This is a genomic window from Hansschlegelia sp. (assembly GCF_035538955.1).
In the GTDB taxonomy this organism is placed as follows: domain Bacteria; phylum Pseudomonadota; class Alphaproteobacteria; order Rhizobiales; family Methylopilaceae; genus Methylopila.
Genome location: NZ_DATLJK010000011.1, coordinates 1 through 19,154, shown reverse-complemented (window position 1 = coordinate 19,154; position 19,154 = coordinate 1). Strand labels below are relative to the sequence as shown.

16 protein-coding genes are annotated in these 19,154 nt (G+C 69.1%); 11 read left to right on the top strand and 5 right to left on the bottom strand.

Translation table 11 applies throughout. From position 1 onward, the window contains the following. Positions 1-7: 7 nt before the first annotated feature. Together VM780_RS08175 and VM780_RS08170 are read right to left on the bottom strand one after the other, a co-directional pair. Positions 8-883: a methyltransferase domain-containing protein gene (locus VM780_RS08175; RefSeq protein WP_325446779.1), complete on the bottom strand. Its 876-nt coding sequence runs from the start codon at positions 881-883 to the stop codon at positions 8-10. Positions 884-926: 43 nt separating this feature from the next. Next, positions 927-2,180 (bottom strand): cyclopropane-fatty-acyl-phospholipid synthase family protein, encoded by a 1,254-nt coding sequence (locus tag VM780_RS08170; RefSeq protein WP_325446778.1) that lies wholly within the window; start codon positions 2,178-2,180, stop codon positions 927-929. 109 nt (positions 2,181-2,289) lie between these two features. Here VM780_RS08170 and VM780_RS08165 point away from each other — a divergent pair, with 109 nt between their 5' ends. From VM780_RS08165 to VM780_RS08145, 5 genes are all read left to right on the top strand, one after another. Then, positions 2,290-3,036 (top strand): ComF family protein, encoded by a 747-nt coding sequence (locus tag VM780_RS08165; RefSeq protein WP_325446777.1) that lies wholly within the window; start codon positions 2,290-2,292, stop codon positions 3,034-3,036. 43 nt (positions 3,037-3,079) lie between these two features. Continuing rightward, complete coding sequence (gene grxC, locus VM780_RS08160) at positions 3,080-3,337, top strand: glutaredoxin 3 (RefSeq protein ID WP_325446776.1); 258 nt, start codon at positions 3,080-3,082, stop codon at positions 3,335-3,337. Positions 3,338-3,345: 8 nt separating this feature from the next. Further along, positions 3,346-4,218 carry a carbon-nitrogen hydrolase family protein gene (locus VM780_RS08155; protein WP_325446775.1) on the top strand — a complete coding sequence of 291 codons (873 nt, stop codon included), beginning with the start codon at positions 3,346-3,348 and terminating at the stop codon, positions 4,216-4,218. 9 nt (positions 4,219-4,227) lie between these two features. Beyond that, positions 4,228-4,686, top strand: a complete 459-nt coding sequence (locus VM780_RS08150; protein ID WP_325446774.1) for a DUF1178 family protein — start codon at positions 4,228-4,230, stop codon at positions 4,684-4,686. Between the two features lie 230 nt (positions 4,687-4,916). Continuing rightward, the gene (locus VM780_RS08145; protein WP_325446773.1) at positions 4,917-5,135 is read left to right on the top strand and encodes a hypothetical protein; all 219 of its coding nucleotides are present in this window, start codon (positions 4,917-4,919) and stop codon (positions 5,133-5,135) included. Here the strand turns inward: VM780_RS08145 and ubiG are convergent. Further along, entirely contained in the window at positions 5,132-5,887 is a 756-nt protein-coding gene (gene ubiG, locus VM780_RS08140) for a bifunctional 2-polyprenyl-6-hydroxyphenol methylase/3-demethylubiquinol 3-O-methyltransferase UbiG (protein WP_325446772.1), read from the bottom strand. The two genes, VM780_RS08145 and ubiG, sit on opposite strands and share 4 nt — an antisense overlap. 124 nt (positions 5,888-6,011) lie before the next feature. Here ubiG and VM780_RS08135 point away from each other — a divergent pair, with 124 nt between their 5' ends. From VM780_RS08135 to VM780_RS08115, 5 genes are all read left to right on the top strand, one after another. Continuing rightward, positions 6,012-7,265 (top strand): aspartate kinase, encoded by a 1,254-nt coding sequence (locus tag VM780_RS08135; protein WP_325446771.1) that lies wholly within the window; start codon positions 6,012-6,014, stop codon positions 7,263-7,265. Between the two features lie 82 nt (positions 7,266-7,347). Beyond that, positions 7,348-9,624, top strand: coding sequence for a phosphoenolpyruvate--protein phosphotransferase (ptsP, locus tag VM780_RS08130; protein ID WP_325446770.1), 2,277 nt, complete (start codon positions 7,348-7,350; stop codon positions 9,622-9,624). Further along, on the top strand, positions 9,621-10,709 hold the full coding sequence (gene prfA, locus VM780_RS08125) for a peptide chain release factor 1 (RefSeq protein WP_325446769.1): 1,089 nt from the start codon (positions 9,621-9,623) through the stop codon (positions 10,707-10,709). The genes ptsP and prfA overlap by 4 nt, the downstream gene beginning before the upstream one ends. Further along, positions 10,706-11,551, top strand: coding sequence for a peptide chain release factor N(5)-glutamine methyltransferase (prmC, locus tag VM780_RS08120; RefSeq protein WP_325446768.1), 846 nt, complete (start codon positions 10,706-10,708; stop codon positions 11,549-11,551). Before prfA ends, prmC begins: the two co-directional genes overlap by 4 nt. Positions 11,552-11,941: 390 nt before the next feature. Further along, entirely contained in the window at positions 11,942-12,865 is a 924-nt protein-coding gene (locus tag VM780_RS08115) for a DUF4167 domain-containing protein (RefSeq protein ID WP_325446767.1), read from the top strand. Between the two features lie 70 nt (positions 12,866-12,935). On the opposite strand, the gene VM780_RS08110 is transcribed toward VM780_RS08115, so the two are convergent. Further along, complete coding sequence (locus VM780_RS08110) at positions 12,936-13,703, bottom strand: MOSC domain-containing protein (RefSeq protein ID WP_325446766.1); 768 nt, start codon at positions 13,701-13,703, stop codon at positions 12,936-12,938. Between the two features lie 215 nt (positions 13,704-13,918). Between VM780_RS08110 and clpB the strand changes: the two genes are divergently transcribed. Further along, on the top strand, positions 13,919-16,516 hold the full coding sequence (gene clpB, locus VM780_RS08105; RefSeq protein ID WP_325446765.1) for an ATP-dependent chaperone ClpB: 2,598 nt from the start codon (positions 13,919-13,921) through the stop codon (positions 16,514-16,516). Between the two features lie 40 nt (positions 16,517-16,556). Here the strand turns inward: clpB and VM780_RS08100 are convergent, their stop codons facing one another. Continuing rightward, positions 16,557-18,548 carry a M23 family metallopeptidase gene (locus VM780_RS08100; protein ID WP_325446764.1) on the bottom strand — a complete coding sequence of 664 codons (1,992 nt, stop codon included), beginning with the start codon at positions 18,546-18,548 and terminating at the stop codon, positions 16,557-16,559. Positions 18,549-19,154: the final 606 nt, after the last annotated feature.

The window sequence follows — 19,154 nt, the reverse complement described above, 5'->3', positions numbered from 1 at the left end:
CGTTCGGTTAGCCGTTCGGACCGATCTCCTTCACGCCCAGCGCGTCCGCGAGTCTGGCGCGCGCGCTGCCGGGGCGCAGCGGCTGCTGCTGTCCGGGATCCGGCGCCCAGCCTGACAGCCAGACGATTTCGAACGTCGCCCGAACCCGCCCGTCGGGATCTGCGAAGCGGCCCGCATAGATCTCCAGGGCGCGCGCCAGGGTCGAACGGCGCAGCGGCGCGCGACGGCGTTCGATCAGGACGTTCGTCGCGCCCCAAGCGCGCAGCTCGGTCATCAAGGCGACCGGGTGGTCGTAGCGCACGATCACCCGGTCGACATCCGTCACCGGCAGCGCAAAGCCTGCGCGCTGTAGCAGCCCGCCGAGCCCCCGGACGTCCGCGAACGGCAGAACGCGCGGGCTGACGCCGCCCTCCGTCTCAGCCTCGGCTGCGGCAAAAGACTGGCGGAGCTCGCTCAGCGTTTCGCCGCCGAGCAGCGCCGCAAGGAACAGCCCGTCCGGCCGCAGGGCGCGTCGCGCTTGCGCCAACAGTCCCGGAAGGTCGTCGGCGAACTGAAGCGCGAGCGACGAGACGATGAGGTCGAGGCTTTCGGCGCGGAGCGGCAGGGCGTCCGGATCGCAGACGACCGACGTAAGCGGGCCAGGCTCCGGCGAGGTCCGGAACGCCGCGCCCTGCGGGTTTCCTCGTCGCAGGAGCCGGATGATCTCCTCTCCGGAGCTCGCGAGATCGAGCGCGACCGGGAACGGCCGAAGCGTGACGGCGAGGCGATCCCAGGCGTCCTCGGCGACGCGGGCGCGCAGAAAGTCCGGTCCGCCGCCGGCGCCGGCGCGACGCCGGCGAAGCCGGAGGGCGGTTCGATCGATCAGACGGTGCGGCTCGGCCATGGCGGTCAGATCATCGCTCCCGCCGCCCGGCGCAAGCTGCTCGTCAGGCGCCCTTCGCTTCGACGCGGGGATGCGCCCGGCGCTCTCGGTCCTCGAGCCGCCGTTCCGCCTCGACCATATAGTCGCGGGCGAGCGGCAGGGCGTCGACGCTCCGGCTCAGCTGCACCTGGAACACCATGTGTTTGCCGTAGCGGAAGCTGAACTCGCTGACGAGCAGATAGAACTCCCACATGCGGCAGAACCGTTCGCCGAGCAGCGCCTTGGCCTTGTCGCGGTTCGCCGCGAAGCGGTCGCCCCAGGCGAGCAGCGTCTCGGCGTAGTGCAGCCGCCAGATCTCGATGTCGTCGATCCAGAGCTTCGAGCCCTCGATGGCGGCTGTCGCCTCCGAGAGGGCCGGCGCATAGCCGCCCGGGAAGATGTACTTCTTGATCCAGGCGCCCGTGGAGCCCGGGCCGCCCTTGCGGCCGATCGAGTGCAGCAGCGCGACGCCGTCCTCGGTGAGCAGCTGTCGCACCTTCTCGAAGAAGGCCGTAAAATTCGCCAGGCCGACATGCTCGAACATGCCGACCGAGACGATGCGGTCGAACTTGCCCGTGACCTCGCGGTAGTCGCGCAGTTCGAACCGGACGCGGTCCGACAGTCCGCGCTCCGCCGCCCGCTGCGTGGCGAGCGCGTGCTGTTCGGTCGAAAGCGTCACGCCGAGCACTTCGACGTCGCAGGCCTCGGCGAGATAGATCGCCATCGATCCCCAGCCCGAGCCGATGTCCAGCACCTTCTGGCCCGGCTTGAGATCGAGCTTCGCCGCGATGTGACGGAGCTTGTTGACCTGCGCCTGCTCGAGCGTGTCGTCGGCGGAGCGGAAATAGCCGCAGGAGTAGTTGAGCCCCTCGTCGAGGAACAGGCGGTACATCTCGTTCGAGAGATCGTAATGCGCCTCGACGTTCTTTTTCGAGCGTCTGACGTCGTTCTTCGGCGCGAAGCGCCGCATGCGCTTGATCCAGCCGCGCAGCGTCCGCTGGATCGGCTGGGCCCGTAGGCTGGTCCGGTTGACGGCGTAGAGCGTGAGCAGGTCGCGCAGCGTGCCCTGCTCGATGGTCAGCCGGCCGTCCATATAGGCTTCGCCCGTATGGAACTCGGGGTTCAGCAGCAACTGCCGGTGCAGCTTGGTGTCATGCAGCTTGACGGTGACGGCGGGGCCAGGCGCGCCGCTCAGGACATGGCGGCGGCCCTTGCCGTCGATGATGGTGAGCGATCCAACGCGGATGAAGTCGCCGAGGATCGAGTTCAGAACTGGCATTGACGGCTCCGAGGCGGCGTGCGGACATCTCGTTTAGTGCAGCGCGAGCCGAGTTGCGATGCCCTTTGAAGCGCCTGTGCTGTTGCAAGCGTCTTCCGCTGTTCGGGCGATGTCATTCGCCCGCGCGGCTGCGGCGCGCGCTGCGAGCGCGGCGCTCGATTTCGCGGTCCCGCCGCAATGCCTCGCCTGCGCGAAGCCTGTCACAAACGCGGGCGGCGTCTGCGCGGGCTGCTGGAGCAGGCTCGGCCTGATCGAGCGCCCGTTCTGCGAGCGGCTCGGGACGCCGTTCCCCGCCGATTACGGGCCCGGTCTGCTGTCCCCCGCCGCGATCGCCAGGCCGCCGGCCTATGACCGCGCCCGGGCGGCGGCGCGCTTCGACGGCGTCGCCCGGGAACTCGTCCACCGCCTGAAATACGCCGACGGAGCCCACCTGGCCCGGCCGCTCGGCGCGATGATGGCGCGGGCGGGCCACGAGTTGCTGTCGGGCGAGCCGCTGCTGCTGCCGGTGCCGCTGCATCGCCTCCGGCTCTGGACGCGGCGGTTCAATCAGGCGGCGTTGCTCGCCCGCGCGGTCGCCCGGACCTCCGGAGCGACGCTTCGCACGGACCTTCTGATCAGGCGCAAGCGCACGGCGCCCCAGGTCGGTCTGAGCGCCGCCCAGCGGGCGCAGAACCTCGCCGGCGCCTTCAGCCTCGCGGAAGGCGCGTCCGCGGCTCTCGCCGGCAGGGCGGTGGTTCTGGTCGACGACGTGCTGACGACAGGGGCAACTGTCGACCGGCTCGCGCGGCTTGTCCGGCGCGCAGGTGCGGCCAGCGTCGACGTGCTGGTGTTCGCGCTGGTTGTGAAGGACGGCTGACGTTCTATATCGTCCAGGCTCCGATCCGCTCCCAGAGGCGCCCATGCCGTCCGTGACGATCTTCTCGCGGTCCACCTGTCCGTATTGCGACATGGCCAAGGACCTGCTCGACCGGAAGGGCGTCTCCTTCGAGGAGATCGACATCGGCCGTGAGCCGGCGCGGCGCGCCGAGATGATCTCGCGCGCCGGCGGACGCACGACGGTGCCGCAGATCTTCATAGACGGCCGCCATGTCGGCGGCTGCGACGACCTCTACGCGCTCGACCGCTCCGGCGGGCTCGACCCGCTGCTCGCGGCGTGACCGGTCCCATGACAAAGCGCACCTTCACGGCGGCCTGCGTTCAGATGCGGTCCGGCCGAACCGTCTCTAGGAATGTCGAGGAAGCGGTCCGGCTCATCGGCGAAGCCGTCGAGCAGGGCGCCGAGTACGTCCAGACGCCCGAGATGACGAACATCCTTGTCCGGTCGCGGGCGGAGCTGTTCGACGCCATCCTGCCCGAGGACGCCTGCCCGGCGCTCGCCGCCTTTCAGGAACTCGCGCGCGCAACCGGCATCCATCTTCACCTCGGCTCGCTTGCGATCCGGCTCGAAGGCGAACGCGCGGCGAATCGGAGTTTTCTTATTGATCCGGAGGGCGACATCATCGCCCGCTACGACAAGATCCACATGTTCGACGTCGACCTGCCGGACGGCGAGACCTGGCGCGAATCGGAGACCTATCGGCCCGGCGAGCAGGCGGTGACGGCCCGGCTTCCGTGGGGCGCCCTCGGAATGACCATCTGTTACGACGTCCGTTTCCCGACGCTGCACCGTGCGCTGGCGGAGGCCGGGGCGGAGGTGCTGGCCTCGCCGGCGGCCTTCACCAAGAAGACCGGCGAGGCGCATTGGCACATCCTGCTGCGCGCGCGGGCGGTCGAGACCGGCTCTTTCGTGGTCGCCGCGGCGCAGGGCGGCAAGCACGAGGACGGCCGCGAGACCTTCGGCCACAGCCTGATCGTAGACCCCTGGGGCCGCGTGCTCGCCGAAGCCGGCGACTCGCCGGGCGTCGTTCTCGCCGAAATCGATCTCGACAAGGCGCCGGAGATCCGGCGGCGCATCCCATCGCTTGAAAATGGCCGCCGCTTCAGCGTACTGCCGGTCTCCAACGAACCGACCCTTCTGCGCGACGCCGTCGGCGGCTGATTGATTCCGATGATCCGTTACGACCTCCTCTGCGGCGACGGCCACGGCTTCGACGCGTGGTTTCGCTCCGCGAGCGACTTCGACTCCCAGGAGGCGCGGGGCCTGCTGTCATGCCCCGCCTGCGGGTCTGTTGACGTTCGAAAGGCGCTGATGGCCCCGGCGCTCGCCTCCGCACGATCCCGCGGGGGCGACGAACCAGTGACGCCTGAAGCGGAGAGCCCACCCGTCTCGCTGGTCTCCGGCCGCGACGAAAAGCTCCGCGGACTGCTCCGTGAACTGAAGGCGCACGTCCGTCAGACGTCCGAGGATGTCGGCGAGCGGTTTCCCGAGGTCGCGCGGCAGATGCACGCGGAGGAGATCGAGCATCGGCCGATCCGCGGACGCGCGACCGCTCAGGAGGCGAAGGCGCTGCTCGAAGAAGGCGTCCCGGTCTATCCGCTTCCTGCCTTCCCCGAGGACGAAAACTGATCCGCCGCAGTCCCGCATCGGCTTGACTTCGTGTCGGAAATCGTTAGCTCAGCAAGTCGCTGCGCGGGCCTTCGGGAGCGCGGCTTCCACAGGACTTCGGACCTTCGATGTCAGACGACGACAGTAGTCGATTGACCGCGCCGTACGCGGCCGCTCGCGCCCAGCGCGCCTGATCGTCCGATCGGGCTCGCCCGCGACCGGCCCGTGCGGCCGGTCGGAAGAGGTGAGCCATGGCACTTCTCAAGCGTTTTATCGTACGTCCGCGCGCCGAGCGCGTGGCCGCGCCCGGCGAGATCGCGCGCAGCGAACATGGCACCGATCTGGTGATGATCGTGCTGCTCGGACTGATCTTCGCGCCGATCGTGGCGATGCATCTCGCCTTCGCATTCGGCGACGGCTCCGCTTCGGCGGCCCCGGCGCAGATCCAGCATCCGCAGGACGCCCGCTAAGCGGCGTCCGGACGCACGGCGGCGAGCGTGTAGTTGACCGCGAGGTCGGCGCTCGCCCCCCACGCGTTCCGGAGCGGGTTGAACTTCACGCCCCGCACGTCGGAGACCTCGAGGCCCGCCAAGCGGCATGCGCGCCCGAGTTCCTCAGGCGTCACGAACTTCTCGTAGGCGTGGGTTCCGCGCGGCAGCCACCGCAGCACATATTCCGCCCCGATGATGACCAGCGCATGCGCCACGAGCGTTCGGTTGATCGTCGAGAAGAGGGCGAGGCCCCCCGGCCGCACAAGCGAGGCCACCACGGCGACAAAGTCACGGACGCTCGTGACGTGCTCCACCACCTCCGAAGCGATGACGACGTCGAACAGGGCACCCTCCGCCGCAAGCTCTTCCGCCGTCGCCGCCCGATAGGCGATCTCGAGATCATGGTCGGCGGCATGCTTCCTGGCGGCGGCTATCAGATCAGGCGCCGGATCGATCGCCGTGACGTCAGCGCCGAGGCGCGTCAGCGGCTCGGCCAGAACGCCCGCCCCGCAGCCGACGTCGAGCAGCCGGAGTCCCTCGAGCGGCCGCATCGCGCGCGCGTCCCGGCCGAACCGGGCGGCGATCGCGTCCCGGAAAATCGCGACGCGCGCCGGATTGAAGCGGTGGAGCGGCTTCATCGGCCCGTCCGGGTCCCACCAGCGCGCCGCGAGCGCCTCGAAACGGGCGACCTCCTCGGCGTCGAGACTGGCGGAGTGGGCGCGGTCGGCCATGGCCATAAGCAGAGTTCCTGCGGCGTTGTGTCGGCGGAGGGGCTTGGCTATCTATACGCGCCTTTTCGGCCGGCGGCTTAACTCCGCCCGCCGGTCCGACCTCGCTGAAAGCCGCATTCCCGCCATGTCCCGCATCGTCATGAAGTTCGGCGGCACCTCCGTCGCGAACGTCGAACGCATCCGCAACGTCGCGCAGCACGTCAAGCGGGAGGTCGACGCCGGGCATGAGGTGGCCGTGGTGGTCTCCGCCATGGCGGGGGCGACGAATCAGCTGGTGAGCTGGACGCGCGAAGCCTCGCCGATCCACGACGCGCGCGAATATGACGCGATCGTCTCTTCGGGCGAGCAGGTGACCTCCGGCCTGCTGGCGATCGCCCTGCAGGCGATCGGGGTTCCGGCGCGCTCCTTCCAGGGCTGGCAGATCCCGCTGCGGACCGACGGGGCGCATGGCTCCGCCCGCATCGCTTCGATCGAGGGCGAGTCGCTTGTCTCCCGCATGACCGACGGCCAGGTTCCGGTGATCGCGGGCTTTCAGGGCATCGCGCCGGACAACCGCATCGCGACGCTCGGGCGCGGCGGCTCGGACACGAGCGCGGTCGCGGTGGCGGCCGCCGTGAAGGCGGACCGCTGCGACATCTATACGGACGTCGACGGCGTCTACACGACCGACCCGCGGATCGTGCCGCAGGCGCGGCGGCTCGATCGCATCGCGTTCGAGGAAATGCTCGAAATGGCGTCGCTCGGCGCCAAGGTTCTCCAGGTGCGCTCGGTCGAGATGGCCATGGTGCACAAGGTGCGCGTCTTCGTGCGGTCGAGCTTCGACGCGCCCGACGCCCCCCAGACCGGACCGGGCGGCCTGCCGCCGGGAACTCTCATCTGCGACGAGGAAGAGATCGTGGAACAGCAGGTCGTCACCGGCATCGCCTACACCAAGGACGAGGCCCAGATCACGCTCCGCCGAGTCGAGGACCGGCCCGGCGTCGCCGCCGGCGTGTTCGGCCCGCTGGCCGAGGCGTCGATCAATGTCGACATGATCGTCCAGAACATCTCCGAGGACGGCAAGACGACCGACATCACCTTCACGCTGCCGACCTCCGACCAGGCGCGCGCGATCGACATCCTCAACGCCAGAAAGTCCGAGATCGGCTTCGCCGGCCTGAACACGCAGGCCGACGCCTGCAAGGTCTCGGTGATCGGCATCGGCATGCGCAGCCACGCCGGGGTCGCAGCCCAGGCGTTCCAGGCGCTCGCCAAACGGGGCGTGAACATCCGCGCGATCACCACCTCCGAGATCAAGATCTCGGTGCTGATCGATGCGGCCTATGCCGAGCTTGCCGTGCGAACGCTGCATTCGCTATACGGGCTGGACAAGGCCTGAGAGTCACAGGTCTTTCGGGCGCGCGAGGGCGACCCACAGGGCGGTTGAGGCGGGGGAGCTCCCTCCATCCGGAGAGCGGAAGATGCGAGGCGCGTATGGCGGCCCGCGCGTGCTTTTGCGCCGGCTGCGCGAGGTCATGGCTGAGCCGGTCGCGGCCCAGGAGCGTCTCGATCGCATCGTCGTCCTGATCGCAGCGAACATGGTCGCCGAGGTCTGCTCGGTCTATGTGCTGCGCACCGACGGCGACCTTGAGCTCTACGCCACCGAGGGTCTGAACCGCGCGGCCGTGCATCGCACCACGATGCACAAGGGCGAGGGCCTCGTCGGCCTCGTCGCCGACGAAGCCGAACCGGTCAACCTGTCCGACGCGCAGTCGCATCCCGCCTTCTCCTACAAGCCGGAGACGGGCGAGGAGATCTATCACTCGTTCCTGGGCGTGCCGATCCTCAGGGCCGGCAACACGCTCGGCGTGCTGGTCGTCCAGAACAAGTCGCACCGGACCTATTCGGACGAGGAGATCGAGGCGCTCCAGACCACCGCGATGGTGATCGCCGAGATGATCGCGAGCGGCGAGCTCGCCGGCGTCGGCGAGGGGTTCGAGCCCGCGGGTCGGCGGCCGGCGCATGCGACCGGCGTCGCCCTTTCGGAAGGCATCGGTCTCGGCCATGTCGTGCTGCACGAGCCGCGCGTCGTGGTGAAGAAGCTGATCGCCGAGGATTCGGCGGCGGAGCTCAAGCGCCTGGAAGCCGCGCTGAAGGGCCTGCGCGCGTCGATCGACGTCATGATCGACGAGGGTGATTTCGCCCGCACCGGCGAGCATCGCGACGTGCTCGAGGCGTTCCGCATGTTCGCGAACGATCGCGGCTGGGGCCGCAGGCTTCAGGAGGCGGTGCTGACGGGCCTCACCGCCGAGGCCGCAGTCGAGCGCGTCCAGTCCGACACGCGCGCCCGGATGCAGCGCCAGACCGATCCCTATCTGCGCGAGCGCCTCCACGACCTCGACGATCTGGCCAACCGCCTGCTGCGCGAGCTGGTCTCCCCCGGCAAGGGGATGATCCCGGAGACCACGCAGCTGCCCGAGAACGCGATTCTGGTGGCGCGCTCGATGGGGCCTGCGGCGTTGCTGGACTATGACCGCACGCGGCTGCGCGGCCTCGTACTGGAAGAGGGCTCGACCTCCAGCCACGTCGTGATCGTGGCGCGGGCGCTTGGCATCGCCGCCGTCGGGCAGATCGAGAATGCGAGCGGGCTGGTCGAGAGCGGCGACGCCATCATCGTCGACGGCGTGTCGGGCGAGGTCCACGTTCGGCCGACGAGCGACGTCGAGCGCGCCTATGTGGACAAGGTCCGGTTCCGCGCCCGTCGCCAGGAGCAGTACCGCGCGCTGCGCGACCGGCCGTCGCAGACGAGCGACGGCGCCAAGGTCTCGCTGATGCTGAACGCGGGCCTTCTCGTCGACCTGCCGCATCTCGCCGAGACCGGCGCAGCCGGCATCGGCCTGTTCCGCACCGAGCTCCAGTTCATGGTGGCCGCCTCGATGCCGCGCACCGCCGCGCAGCAGCAGCTCTATCGCGCGGTGCTGGACGCGGCCGACGACAAGCCGGTGACCTTCCGAACGCTCGATGTGGGGGGTGACAAGATCCTGCCCTACATGCGGGCGGAGCCCGAGGAGAATCCCGCCCTCGGCTGGCGGGCGATCCGGCTCGGCCTCGACCGGCCGGCCTTGCTCCGGACGCAAATCCGCGCCTTGCTGAACGCGGCCGGCGGCCGCGACCTGAAGATCATGTTCCCGATGGTGGCCTGCGTCACAGAATTCGACGCCGCGCGCGACATCGTTCGTCGCGAGCATGCGCGGCTCGTGCGCCACGGCCACCCGGTGCCGTCGTCGCTGGCGCTCGGGGTGATGATCGAGGTGCCGTCGCTGCTGTTCCAACTCGATGAGATATTGGAGCGCGCCGATTTCCTCTCGGTCGGCTCGAACGACCTGATGCAGTTCCTGTTTGCGGTCGACCGCGGCAATGGCCGGGTCGCGAGCCGGTTCGATCCGCTCAGTCCGGCCTTTCTGCGAACGCTTGCGCACGTCGCCAGCAAAGCGAACGAGGCGGGCCGGCCGGTGACGCTCTGCGGCGAGATAGGCGCCCGGCCGCTCGAAGCCATGGCGCTCATCGGCCTCGGTTATCGGGCGCTGTCGATGTCCCCGGCCGCCATCGGCCAGGTCAAGGCGGCTCTGCTCGATCTCGACGCCGGCGAGATCACTGCGTTCATTCAGCCGCTGCTGGCGCGGCGGGACGGCGCAGGATCGCTCCGCGCCGACCTCCGCGAGTTTGCGGCCAAGAAGAATCTCCAGGTCGAAACGTGAGCGCCGGACTTCCAGAAGAGCGGCTTGAGGCCGTGCTCGAGCGATTCGCCGTCGTCGAAAACGCATTGGGCGAAACGACGGACGGCGAGACGCTGGCGCGGCTCGGTCGCGAGCGCGCCGAGCTCGAACCGGTCGTGGAGGCGATCCGGGCGTTGCGCGCGACCGACGCCGAGCTCATCGATCTCGGAAAGCTGATCGAAGACGCCGCGACCGACCCCGAGATGCGGGCGCTGGCCACAGCCGAGCAGGAGGAGGCCCGCGCGCGGCGGGACGCGGCGGTCGACGCGCTGCAGATCGAGCTGCTTCCGAAGGACGCCGCTGACGCCCGCGGCGTCATCCTTGAGGTGCGCGCGGGGACCGGCGGCGACGAGGCTGCGCTGTTCGCCGGCGATCTGTTTCGCATGTATCAGCGCTACGCGGACTCTCAGGGCTGGCGGGTCGAGGTGCTGACCGCGAGCGAAGGGACGGCGGGCGGCTTCAAGGAGATCGTCGCCAAGATCGACGGAGCGGGCGTGTTCGGCCGGCTGAAGTTCGAGTCGGGCGTGCACCGCGTTCAGCGCGTGCCGGCGACGGAAAGCTCCGGTCGCATACATACCTCGGCCGCGACCGTCGCGGTGTTGCCGGAGGCGGAGGAAGTGGACGTCGCGCTCGACGATTCCGATCTGCGCTTCGATGTTTTCCGGGCCTCGGGAGCCGGCGGGCAGCACGTCAACAAGACCGAGTCGGCGGTGCGCGTGACTCACATCCCGACCGGACTGGCCGTCGCGGTGCAGGACGAACGCTCCCAGCACCGCAACCGTGCGCGCGCGCTCGAACTGCTGCGCGCGAAGCTGTTCGACATCGAGCGTGAGCGGATCCACGGCGCCCGCGCCGACGCGCGGCGCGGCCAGATCGGAAGCGGAGACCGGTCAGAACGCATCCGCACCTACAATTTCCCGCAAGGGCGGGTGACCGATCACCGCATCGGTCTGACGCTTCACAAGCTCGACGCAGTCATGGAAGGCGAGGCGCTGGGCGAGATCATCGACGCTCTGGCCGCAGAGCAGAGGGCGCGGCTGCTCGCCGCGGAAGACGAGGCGGCGTGACGAGAAGCGAGGCGGTTCGCTCGGCCGCCGCGAGGCTCCGCCGCGCTCGTCTGGACGCGCCGGAACTCGACGCCCGTCTTCTGGCGCAGGCCGCGTTCGGCATCGACCTTGCGCAGCTTGTCGCGCGTGGTCCGGACCCGGCCGACCCGTCTGAACTGGCGCGGCTCGAGGAGATGCTTGAGAGGCGCCTTCGGGGAGAGCCGATCGACAGGATTCTCGGGGTCCGGGAATTCTGGGGCATGCCGTTCCGGCTGACGCCCGACACGCTGTCTCCGCGTCCCGACACGGAGACCGTGGTGGCGGCCGCGCTCGAGGCGATCGCGCCGCGGCGCGGGCCGTTGTCGATCCTGGATCTCGGCGTCGGCAGCGGATGCCTTCTGCTTGCGCTTCTGAGCGAGCGGCCGGACGCCTGGGGGCTGGGCGTGGACCGCTCGCCGGGCGCAGCGGCTGCGGCCCGGGCCAACGCGGCGGCGCTTGGTCTTCTGCAGCGCGCGAGCTTCCTCGTCGGCGACTGGGCGGCGGCGCTCGAGCGGCGCTTCGATCTGGTCGTTTCGAACCCGCCCTATATTCCGCGGTCCGAGATCGCTCGGCTCGCGCCAGAGGTCGCCCGGCACGATCCGCTTCTTGCCCTCGACGGAGGCGCGGACGGCCTCGCCGCTTACGCTACGATCTTGCAGGACGCGCCGCGGCTTCTCGCCGAGGGAGGCGTTCTGGCGATGGAGCTCGGCGCCGGCCAGAGCGCCGATGTGACAGGCCTGGCGCGCGAAGCCGGCTTCGGGACGCTCGGCCTAGCCGACGATCTCGCAGGGATTCCCCGCGCGATCGTTCTGAGCCGGGCGTAGCCCCACGCAGGCTTGTCGGCAAAAAGACCTTGGAATCCGTTGGCGCGGCGTCTATGTTCAGCACCGGAATCATCCGACGCCCATCGCGCCTGCTGGCGTGACAGTGAGCGACGGATGGATGGTTTCAGTGCTTCGTTGATCCGGCCGATGGTCGCGACGGGCTCTGAAAGATCGACGCACAGCTTCGATCATGCCGGGTCTTCAGCGGGCTTCGTGCTCCCGCAGTAGAGCCTGACGCCGGTGGCTTGGCGCGCCCCTTCTGGGACGTGCGGAGTTTCGGCGCAGCTGGCGTGTGGCGGACGACGCGGACGGTCGCTCCCGGCCCGAAGGGCCATCACAGCAAGACGAGTGTTGATCTTGAACCCCATGAGGCAAGGACAGTCGAAGCGGATGCGGGGACGCGGCCGCGGCGGTGGTGGGGGCGGCGGCGGCGGCGGGGGAGGCGGCAAGGGCCCGAACCCGCTGACGCGCAGCTACGAGTCGAACGGGCCCGACGTTAAGATTCGCGGGACCGCGGCCACCATTGCGGACAAGTACGTTCAGCTTTCCCGCGATGCGCTTACGTCCGGCGATCCGGTCGCGGCGGAGAACTATCTCCAGCACGCCGAGCACTATTACCGCCTTCTGGCGGCTGCTCAGGCGCAGTATCAGCCGCACCAGACCTTCGTACGCGCCGACGCCGACGACTTCTCCGATTTCGAAGGGGATGAAGAGGGCGGCGAAGGCGAGGGCGGCGGCCAGGCGAACGGCCACGAGAACGGCCAGCCGGCGGCGGCGCAGAATGGCGGCCAGCAGGGCGGCGGCAATCCTCAGCAGCGGTTCCAGCCCAATCGGCCTAACAACGGTTATCAGCAGGGCGGCCGCGAGGGCGAACCCCGCCGAAATGACCGCAACGACCGGCGCGACCGTCCCGACAACCGCTTCGACCGCAACGATCGTCCCGAGAACCGGGGCGAGCGCGGCCAGGAGCGCAATGACCGCGGCGAGCGGCAACCGCGGCCGGAGCGGCAGGACGATCAGCCGCCGTTCGTGAGCGAGCTCCCCGCCTTCATCACCGGAGATGCGCCCGCGGTTGCGGCTGAGGCGCCGGCTGAGCGGCCGATGCCTGAGCCTGTGGTGACCGAAGCCGCCGCCCCTGGGGCTGCGGCCGGCGAACAGTTCGGCGCTGAGGGCGATGCGTCCTCCGACGAGGCGCGGGCGCCGTCGCGCGGCAGGCGTCGCCGCTACGGCCGATATGGTCGTGGCGCTGCTTCGGGCGAAGACGGAGCCGGCGAAGAAAACGCCCCTGCGGCGTCGGACGCTCCTTCGGAGTAATCCCGAGGCTTCAAACCTGACTGAAAAGAGCCGGAGCGGTCGCCGCTCCGGCTCTTTTCATTTGGAGCCCTCAGACGAGCGTGACGACCGCGCCTGCTTCCAGGCGGCCGGGCGAGACGACTTCCGCATAGACCCCGCAGTCGGCATGGCCGAGGCGCTTCTGCAGCCTCGCGGGAATCGGCAGGTCGCGGCGTGCGGTCGCGGGATCGACCTCGACCGCGGCGCATCGCACGGTGCGCTGGACGACCCGCAATTCGACCTCTCCGATCCTGAGCGTCCGGCCGACCCAGTCGAGCTCCTGCCATGGCGCGAAACCCTCGATCTCGAGATTGCCGCGAAATCGCAGCGGATCGACCGGCGCGTCCATCATCTCGCCGATCGCCCCAACGCTCGCGCGGTTGATGATCGAGAGCACGCCACGCGCCGTGTCCGAAAATGTGTGGCCCTCCGGGGCGGGAAGCAGCCTCAGCGGCCCCCGCGCCTCTTCGCCCATGAAGCCGGTGAGCCAGGCTTCGAGCTCGGCGCGACCGTCCTCCGACCACAGGTCGAAACTGAGATCTTCGGAAGCCTGCCTGATCGACAGCAGACCCGCGCCGGCGTCGTAGCGCGTCGAAAGCGCGGCGAGCCGGGCGTTCCTCATGAGGCAGAGGAAGCGGGTCTTTGGGATCTTGGAAGGCTTCGCCGGGTCGAAGCCGGACGGACCGTTCTCAACCGCGAAGGCCCGATCGCCCACGATGGGACGGCCGACCTCGGCCGGAGCCGAAGCGAGATCCTCGGGCGAAAGCCCCTTCACCGGAAAACGTCTGATGGCCGTGACCCGGCCCGTGCTCTCATTCATCTCGGCTCTTGATCGCTGTCAATGATTTGCGGCCTGAAAGGGCTACCATCCTCTTTTGTGGCCGATGGGCAACACCATATCGGCTGGAGGAGCTCGCCAAGGGGGCTCTGGGCGTCGCAAGCGGCGCCGGGATGGGGCGCCGACCGGCGATCGGTCGCCGGCCGCGGAGGCCCGAAGGGCAGCGGCGCTGTCGGCGTGCTCGAGAGGAGACGGGAATGAATCCGGATATCTACACCGAACGTTTGAGAGGATTCCTCCAGGCCGCGCAGAGCGCGGCTGCGAGCGCGGGGCACCAGCAGCTTCTGCCGGAGCACGTGCTCAAAGTTCTTCTAGACGATCCCGAGGGGCTGGCGTCCGGGCTGATCGATCGCGCCGGCGGCCGCTCGGTCGACGCGCGCGCCGCCGTCGAGGCCGCGCTTCGCAAGGTTCCCACGGTGGGCGGATCGGGAGCGGGCAACATCTATCTCGCGCCTGCGACCGCGCGCGTGTTCACCTCCGCGGAGGAACTCGCGAAGAAGGCCGGCGATCAGTTCGTCACAGTGGAGCGGCTGCTGACGGCGCTTGCGGCCGAGAAGGACACAGAGGCCGGAAAGGCGCTCGCGGCGGCTGGCGTGACCCCTCAGTCGCTGAACAAGGCCATCGAGGAACTGCGGAAGGGCCGGACGGCCGATTCTGCGACCGCCGAAAACGCCTATGACGCGCTGAAGAAATACGCGCGGGACCTCACCGAAGCGGCGCGGGACGGCAAGCTCGATCCGGTGATCGGCCGGGACGAGGAGATTCGCCGCACCATCCAGGTCCTGTCCCGCCGCACCAAGAACAACCCGGTGCTGATCGGCGAGCCTGGCGTCGGCAAGACGGCGATCGTCGAGGGTTTGGCGCTCAGGATCATCAATGGCGACGTGCCCGAATCGCTGCGCGACAAGCGGCTGCTGGCGCTCGACATGGGCTCGCTGATCGCCGGCGCGAAATATCGCGGCGAATTCGAGGAGCGGCTGAAGGCCGTGCTGTCGGAGGTGCAGTCCGCCGCCGGCGGCATCATCCTGTTCATCGACGAAATGCACACGCTGGTCGGCGCGGGCAAGGCGGATGGCGCCATGGACGCGTCGAACCTGCTGAAGCCGGCGCTGGCGCGCGGCGAGCTGCATTGCGTCGGCGCGACCACGCTCGATGAATACCGAAAGCACGTCGAGAAGGACGCGGCGCTCGCGCGCCGCTTCCAGCCCGTGTTCGTGTCTGAGCCCACCGTCGAGGACACGATCTCGATCCTGCGCGGCATCAAGGAGAAGTACGAGCTGCATCACGGCGTGCGGATCGCCGACTCCGCGCTGGTCGCGGCTGCGACGCTGTCGAACCGCTACATCACGGACCGCTTCCTGCCAGACAAAGCGATCGACCTTGTGGATGAGGCGTCAGCGCGGCTCAGGATGCAGGTCGATTCGAAACCCGAGGAGCTCGACGAGCTCGACCGGCGAATCATCCAGCTCAAGATCGAGCGCGAAGCGCTGAAGAAGGAGACCGATGAGGCCTCCAAGGACCGGCTTCAGAGGCTCGAGAAGGAGCTGGCGGAGCTCGAGGAGGAGGCCGGAGCTCTGGAGACCCGCTGGCGGAACGAGAAGGACAAGCTCGGCCGCGCGCAGAAGCTCAAGGAGAGCCTCGATCAGGCGCGGATCGAACTCGAGCAGGCCCAGCGGCAGGGCAATCTCGCCCGCGCGGGCGAGCTCGCCTACGGGGTGATCCCGAAGCTCGAGCGCGAGCTGAAGGAGACCGAAGACGCCGGCGGCCCGACCTCCATGATGCAGGAGGTGGTCACTCCCGACTCGATCGCTCAGGTGGTGTCCCGCTGGACGGGCGTGCCGGTCGACAAGATGCTCGAGGGCGAGCGGGCCAAGCTGCTGCGCATGGAGGACGAACTCGCGAGGCGCGTCGTCGGCCAGGCTGAGGCGGTGCAGGCGGTCTCGACCGCGGTGCGTCGCGCGCGCGCCGGCCTGCAGGATCCGAACCGGCCGATCGGCTCGTTCATGTTCCTCGGGCCGACCGGCGTCGGCAAGACCGAACTCACCAAGGCGCTCGCCGCCTTCCTGTTTGACGACGACACCGCGATGGTGCGCATCGACATGTCGGAATACATGGAGAAGCACGCCGTCAGCCGCCTGATCGGCGCGCCTCCCGGCTATGTCGGCTACGAGGAGGGCGGGGCGCTGACCGAGGCGGTCCGGCGCCGTCCCTATCAGGTCGTGCTGTTCGACGAGGTCGAGAAGGCGCATCCGGACGTGTTCAACGTCCTGCTGCAGGTGCTCGACGACGGGCGGCTCACGGACGGGCAGGGGCGCACGGTCGATTTCCGCAACGTCCTGCTGGTGATGACGTCGAACCTCGGCTCCGAGTACCTCGTCAACCAGCCCGAGGGCGAAGACACCGATGCGGTGCGGGATCAGGTGATGGGGGTGGTGCGCGCGCATTTCCGCCCGGAATTCCTGAACCGGATCGACGACATCGTCCTGTTCCACCGGCTGAAGCGGGAGCAGATGGGCGCCATCGTGGACATCCAGCTCGGGCGGCTGCGCAAGCTGCTCGAGGACCGCAAGATCACCCTCGAGGTCGACGAGTCGGCGCGAGCCTGGCTCGCCGAGAAGGGGTACGATCCGGCCTATGGCGCGCGTCCGCTGAAGCGCGTCATCCAGAAATACGTGCAGGATCCGCTTGCGGAGCTGATTCTGGCGGGCGACGTGCGGGACGGCGACCATGTGCCGGTGACGGCCTCGGGCACCGGCCTGGTGATCGGGCGGCGCGCCGTGTCGGCTGCGGCCTGAGGAGCGGGCAGGGGCGGCGGGTTTCCCGCCGCCCCTGATCTCAGCCGCCGTTCTCGTTCGAAGCCGCCTTCGCCGCGGTTGCGGCGCCGCGACCGACCAGGCCGTCGATCCGCTCGCGTTCCTTCTCGAAGCCCGCCAGCAGTTCGCCGTCGAGTTCGCGGCCGCGCGGCAGCTTGATGGTCATCGGGTTCACGAAGCGCCCGTTGATCAGCACCTCGTAATGCAGGTGCGCTCCGGTCGACAGGCCGGTGGATCCGACATAGCCGACCACCTGACCCTGCTTCACGGGCGCCCCGGGTTTGATCCCGCGAGCGATGCCCGACATGTGGTTGTAGGTCGTCTCATAGCCGTTGGCGTGCTGGAGTCGGACCTGGCGGCCATAGCCGCTGGTCCAGCCGGCCTTCTCGACGGTGCCGTTTCCGGACGCCATGATTGGCGTTCCGACGGCGGCGGCCCAGTCGACGCCGGTGTGCATCTTGGAATAGCCAAGCACCGGGTGGCGCCGGAACCCGAAGCCCGAGCGCATCACGCCGCCATTCATGGGCTTCCGCATCAGGAACTTCTTCGCCGACTTCCCGCTCTCGTCGTAATAGTCGGTGAAGCCGTCGTCGTCGGTCTCGAACCGGTAGAACCGCCGCTCTTCGCCGCCGACGCGCAGCGACATGAGCGCCACCTCGCCGTCGCCGCCCTGTTCCTCAGGGTCGCAGTAAAACACCTCGAAGCTGTCGGTCGGGCCGACCGCCCTGTTGAAGTCGACGTCGTAGGAGACGATCCGGACCATCTCGTCGATGACCGGCTTCGGCACGTCGTTGCGCAGGGCGGCCTCATAGAGCCCGTTGTAGAGCCGCATCTTCTTGGCGCCGTTGGGCCGATCCTCGTCCTGCTCGTCGCCGCCCTCCTCGTCGAGGGCCGGTTCGTCGCCGAGGTCCGCAAGATCCGCGATCGGCACGTAGTCGCCCATGTCGGACAGCGCGACCGAACCGACATGGCCGCCATCGGCGTCGAACAGGCTGACGCGCACCGGCTGCAGCCGGTTCAGGCCGGGCGCGGCCGAGCGGCCCATCAGCACCCTCAGGCGTTGTCCGGCCGAGACGCTCGCGACGCCGTATCCGTCGCGGCCGGCGAATCGGGCGGCGATCTGGGCCGCGTCCTCCGGCGCGACGTCGGCGTCGCGCGTCAGCGCCTGGGCGAGCGGCCCGTCGGCCGTGACCGCCACCGTGTTCTCGCCGGGGGCCGCGGCGCCAGCGTCGTCCGGGGCGGACTTGGCGACCAGCGTCATGTTCGGCAGCGCGGCCCGTGCGTCGGCCGACGCCAGCACCGGTCCGGCGGCCTCGGCCGCATAGGCGAGACGGCTCTGCGCGCCGGGGGCCATCTGCGCCGGCTGATAGCGCGAGGCGAGCTCGAACGCGGCGGTCTCGCGGACCGCGGTCCGCACCTCGGCGGGCGGCACCGTCGGTCCCTGGTCCGGCGCGATTCGTTCGCGGCCGAGGTCGCTGACCGTGAAGGACAGGTCGCCATCGGGATCGCTGTCCGGCTGCGTGCGATCCGGCTCGGCGGCCACCGCCTTCATGGGATCGAAAGGCGGCACCTGCGCCGCGAACTCGGTCGGGGCCCGCGCGAGCGGCGCGCTCACCCGAACGAAGGGGCGCATTTTCACCACCTCCCGGTCGCCATGCCGGGTCGTCGTGCTGACGCGCATCGTCTGCCGCGCCGCTGGCGCCTCGGGTTCGGCGGATAGCCGGTCGCCCTTGCGGGCGCCGTTGCTGAGCCGCTCCTCGTCCGGCCGCTCGAGCGGCAAGGTTCGCCGGAAGGCGTCGGCGATATGCGCGCCATCTTGAAGCGTGGAGATGATCGCGCCGCCGAGGAGGCCCGCGCCCGCCATGCCGGTCAGGACGGTGGCGGCGAGCCACCGCAGACTGACCGCGCGCGGATCCGGGGGACCCGCCGTTCCGCCGACGCTCAGCGCGTCGACCGCCAGATCAAGGGCGGGGGCGCGGAGAGCGAGGCTGCGCGCTGGGCGTCCGGCGTGCAATGCGGTGGCGCTCCCGGGGTGGTTTAGCTTCGACGCGTCGGAACGGGCGGCGACGGTATAGCGAGACGCGCGGGCCGCCAACGGCTGAGCGGATCCGGCATCCCGTCCTCGAGAGGCCCGGGCATTATGGCGTGAGTTGGGCTTCTGCGAATTTTGCCCGAGTCTCAACGCCTTGCGCCAACGCCCGCCGGCCCGGCGACGTCCGCTCTACAGCCCGCGCGGCCCCCGCCTCGCCGGTAGCCGTTGATCTTCTAAGCCAATCCAAAAAGGTTCATCGGGACGTCATTTTTTTTGGAACGCGATCGTTGACACCCCGAAACGCCGCGGCGTATATAGCCCTCACACCGGGACGACGACGGAGCCAAGCGGTTCCGGCGACGCCCCGATCAGTCTCTCCAGCATGGCATGCCGCATCGTCGGCTAAGGCCGGTTTGGCGGGTTCGACTGGCTGACGGGTCTTTCCTGTTGGCTGGGAGCAGGCGGTTTTGTCGTCTGTTGGCTGTTTGACAAGTAGATTTATTGAAAGAGAAACGTGGTCGGCGGGGTTCTTGCGGCCTCTGGCGTAAAGCTGGGGGCATGTACAGAGACTTCGGCGGTTAGACGTTT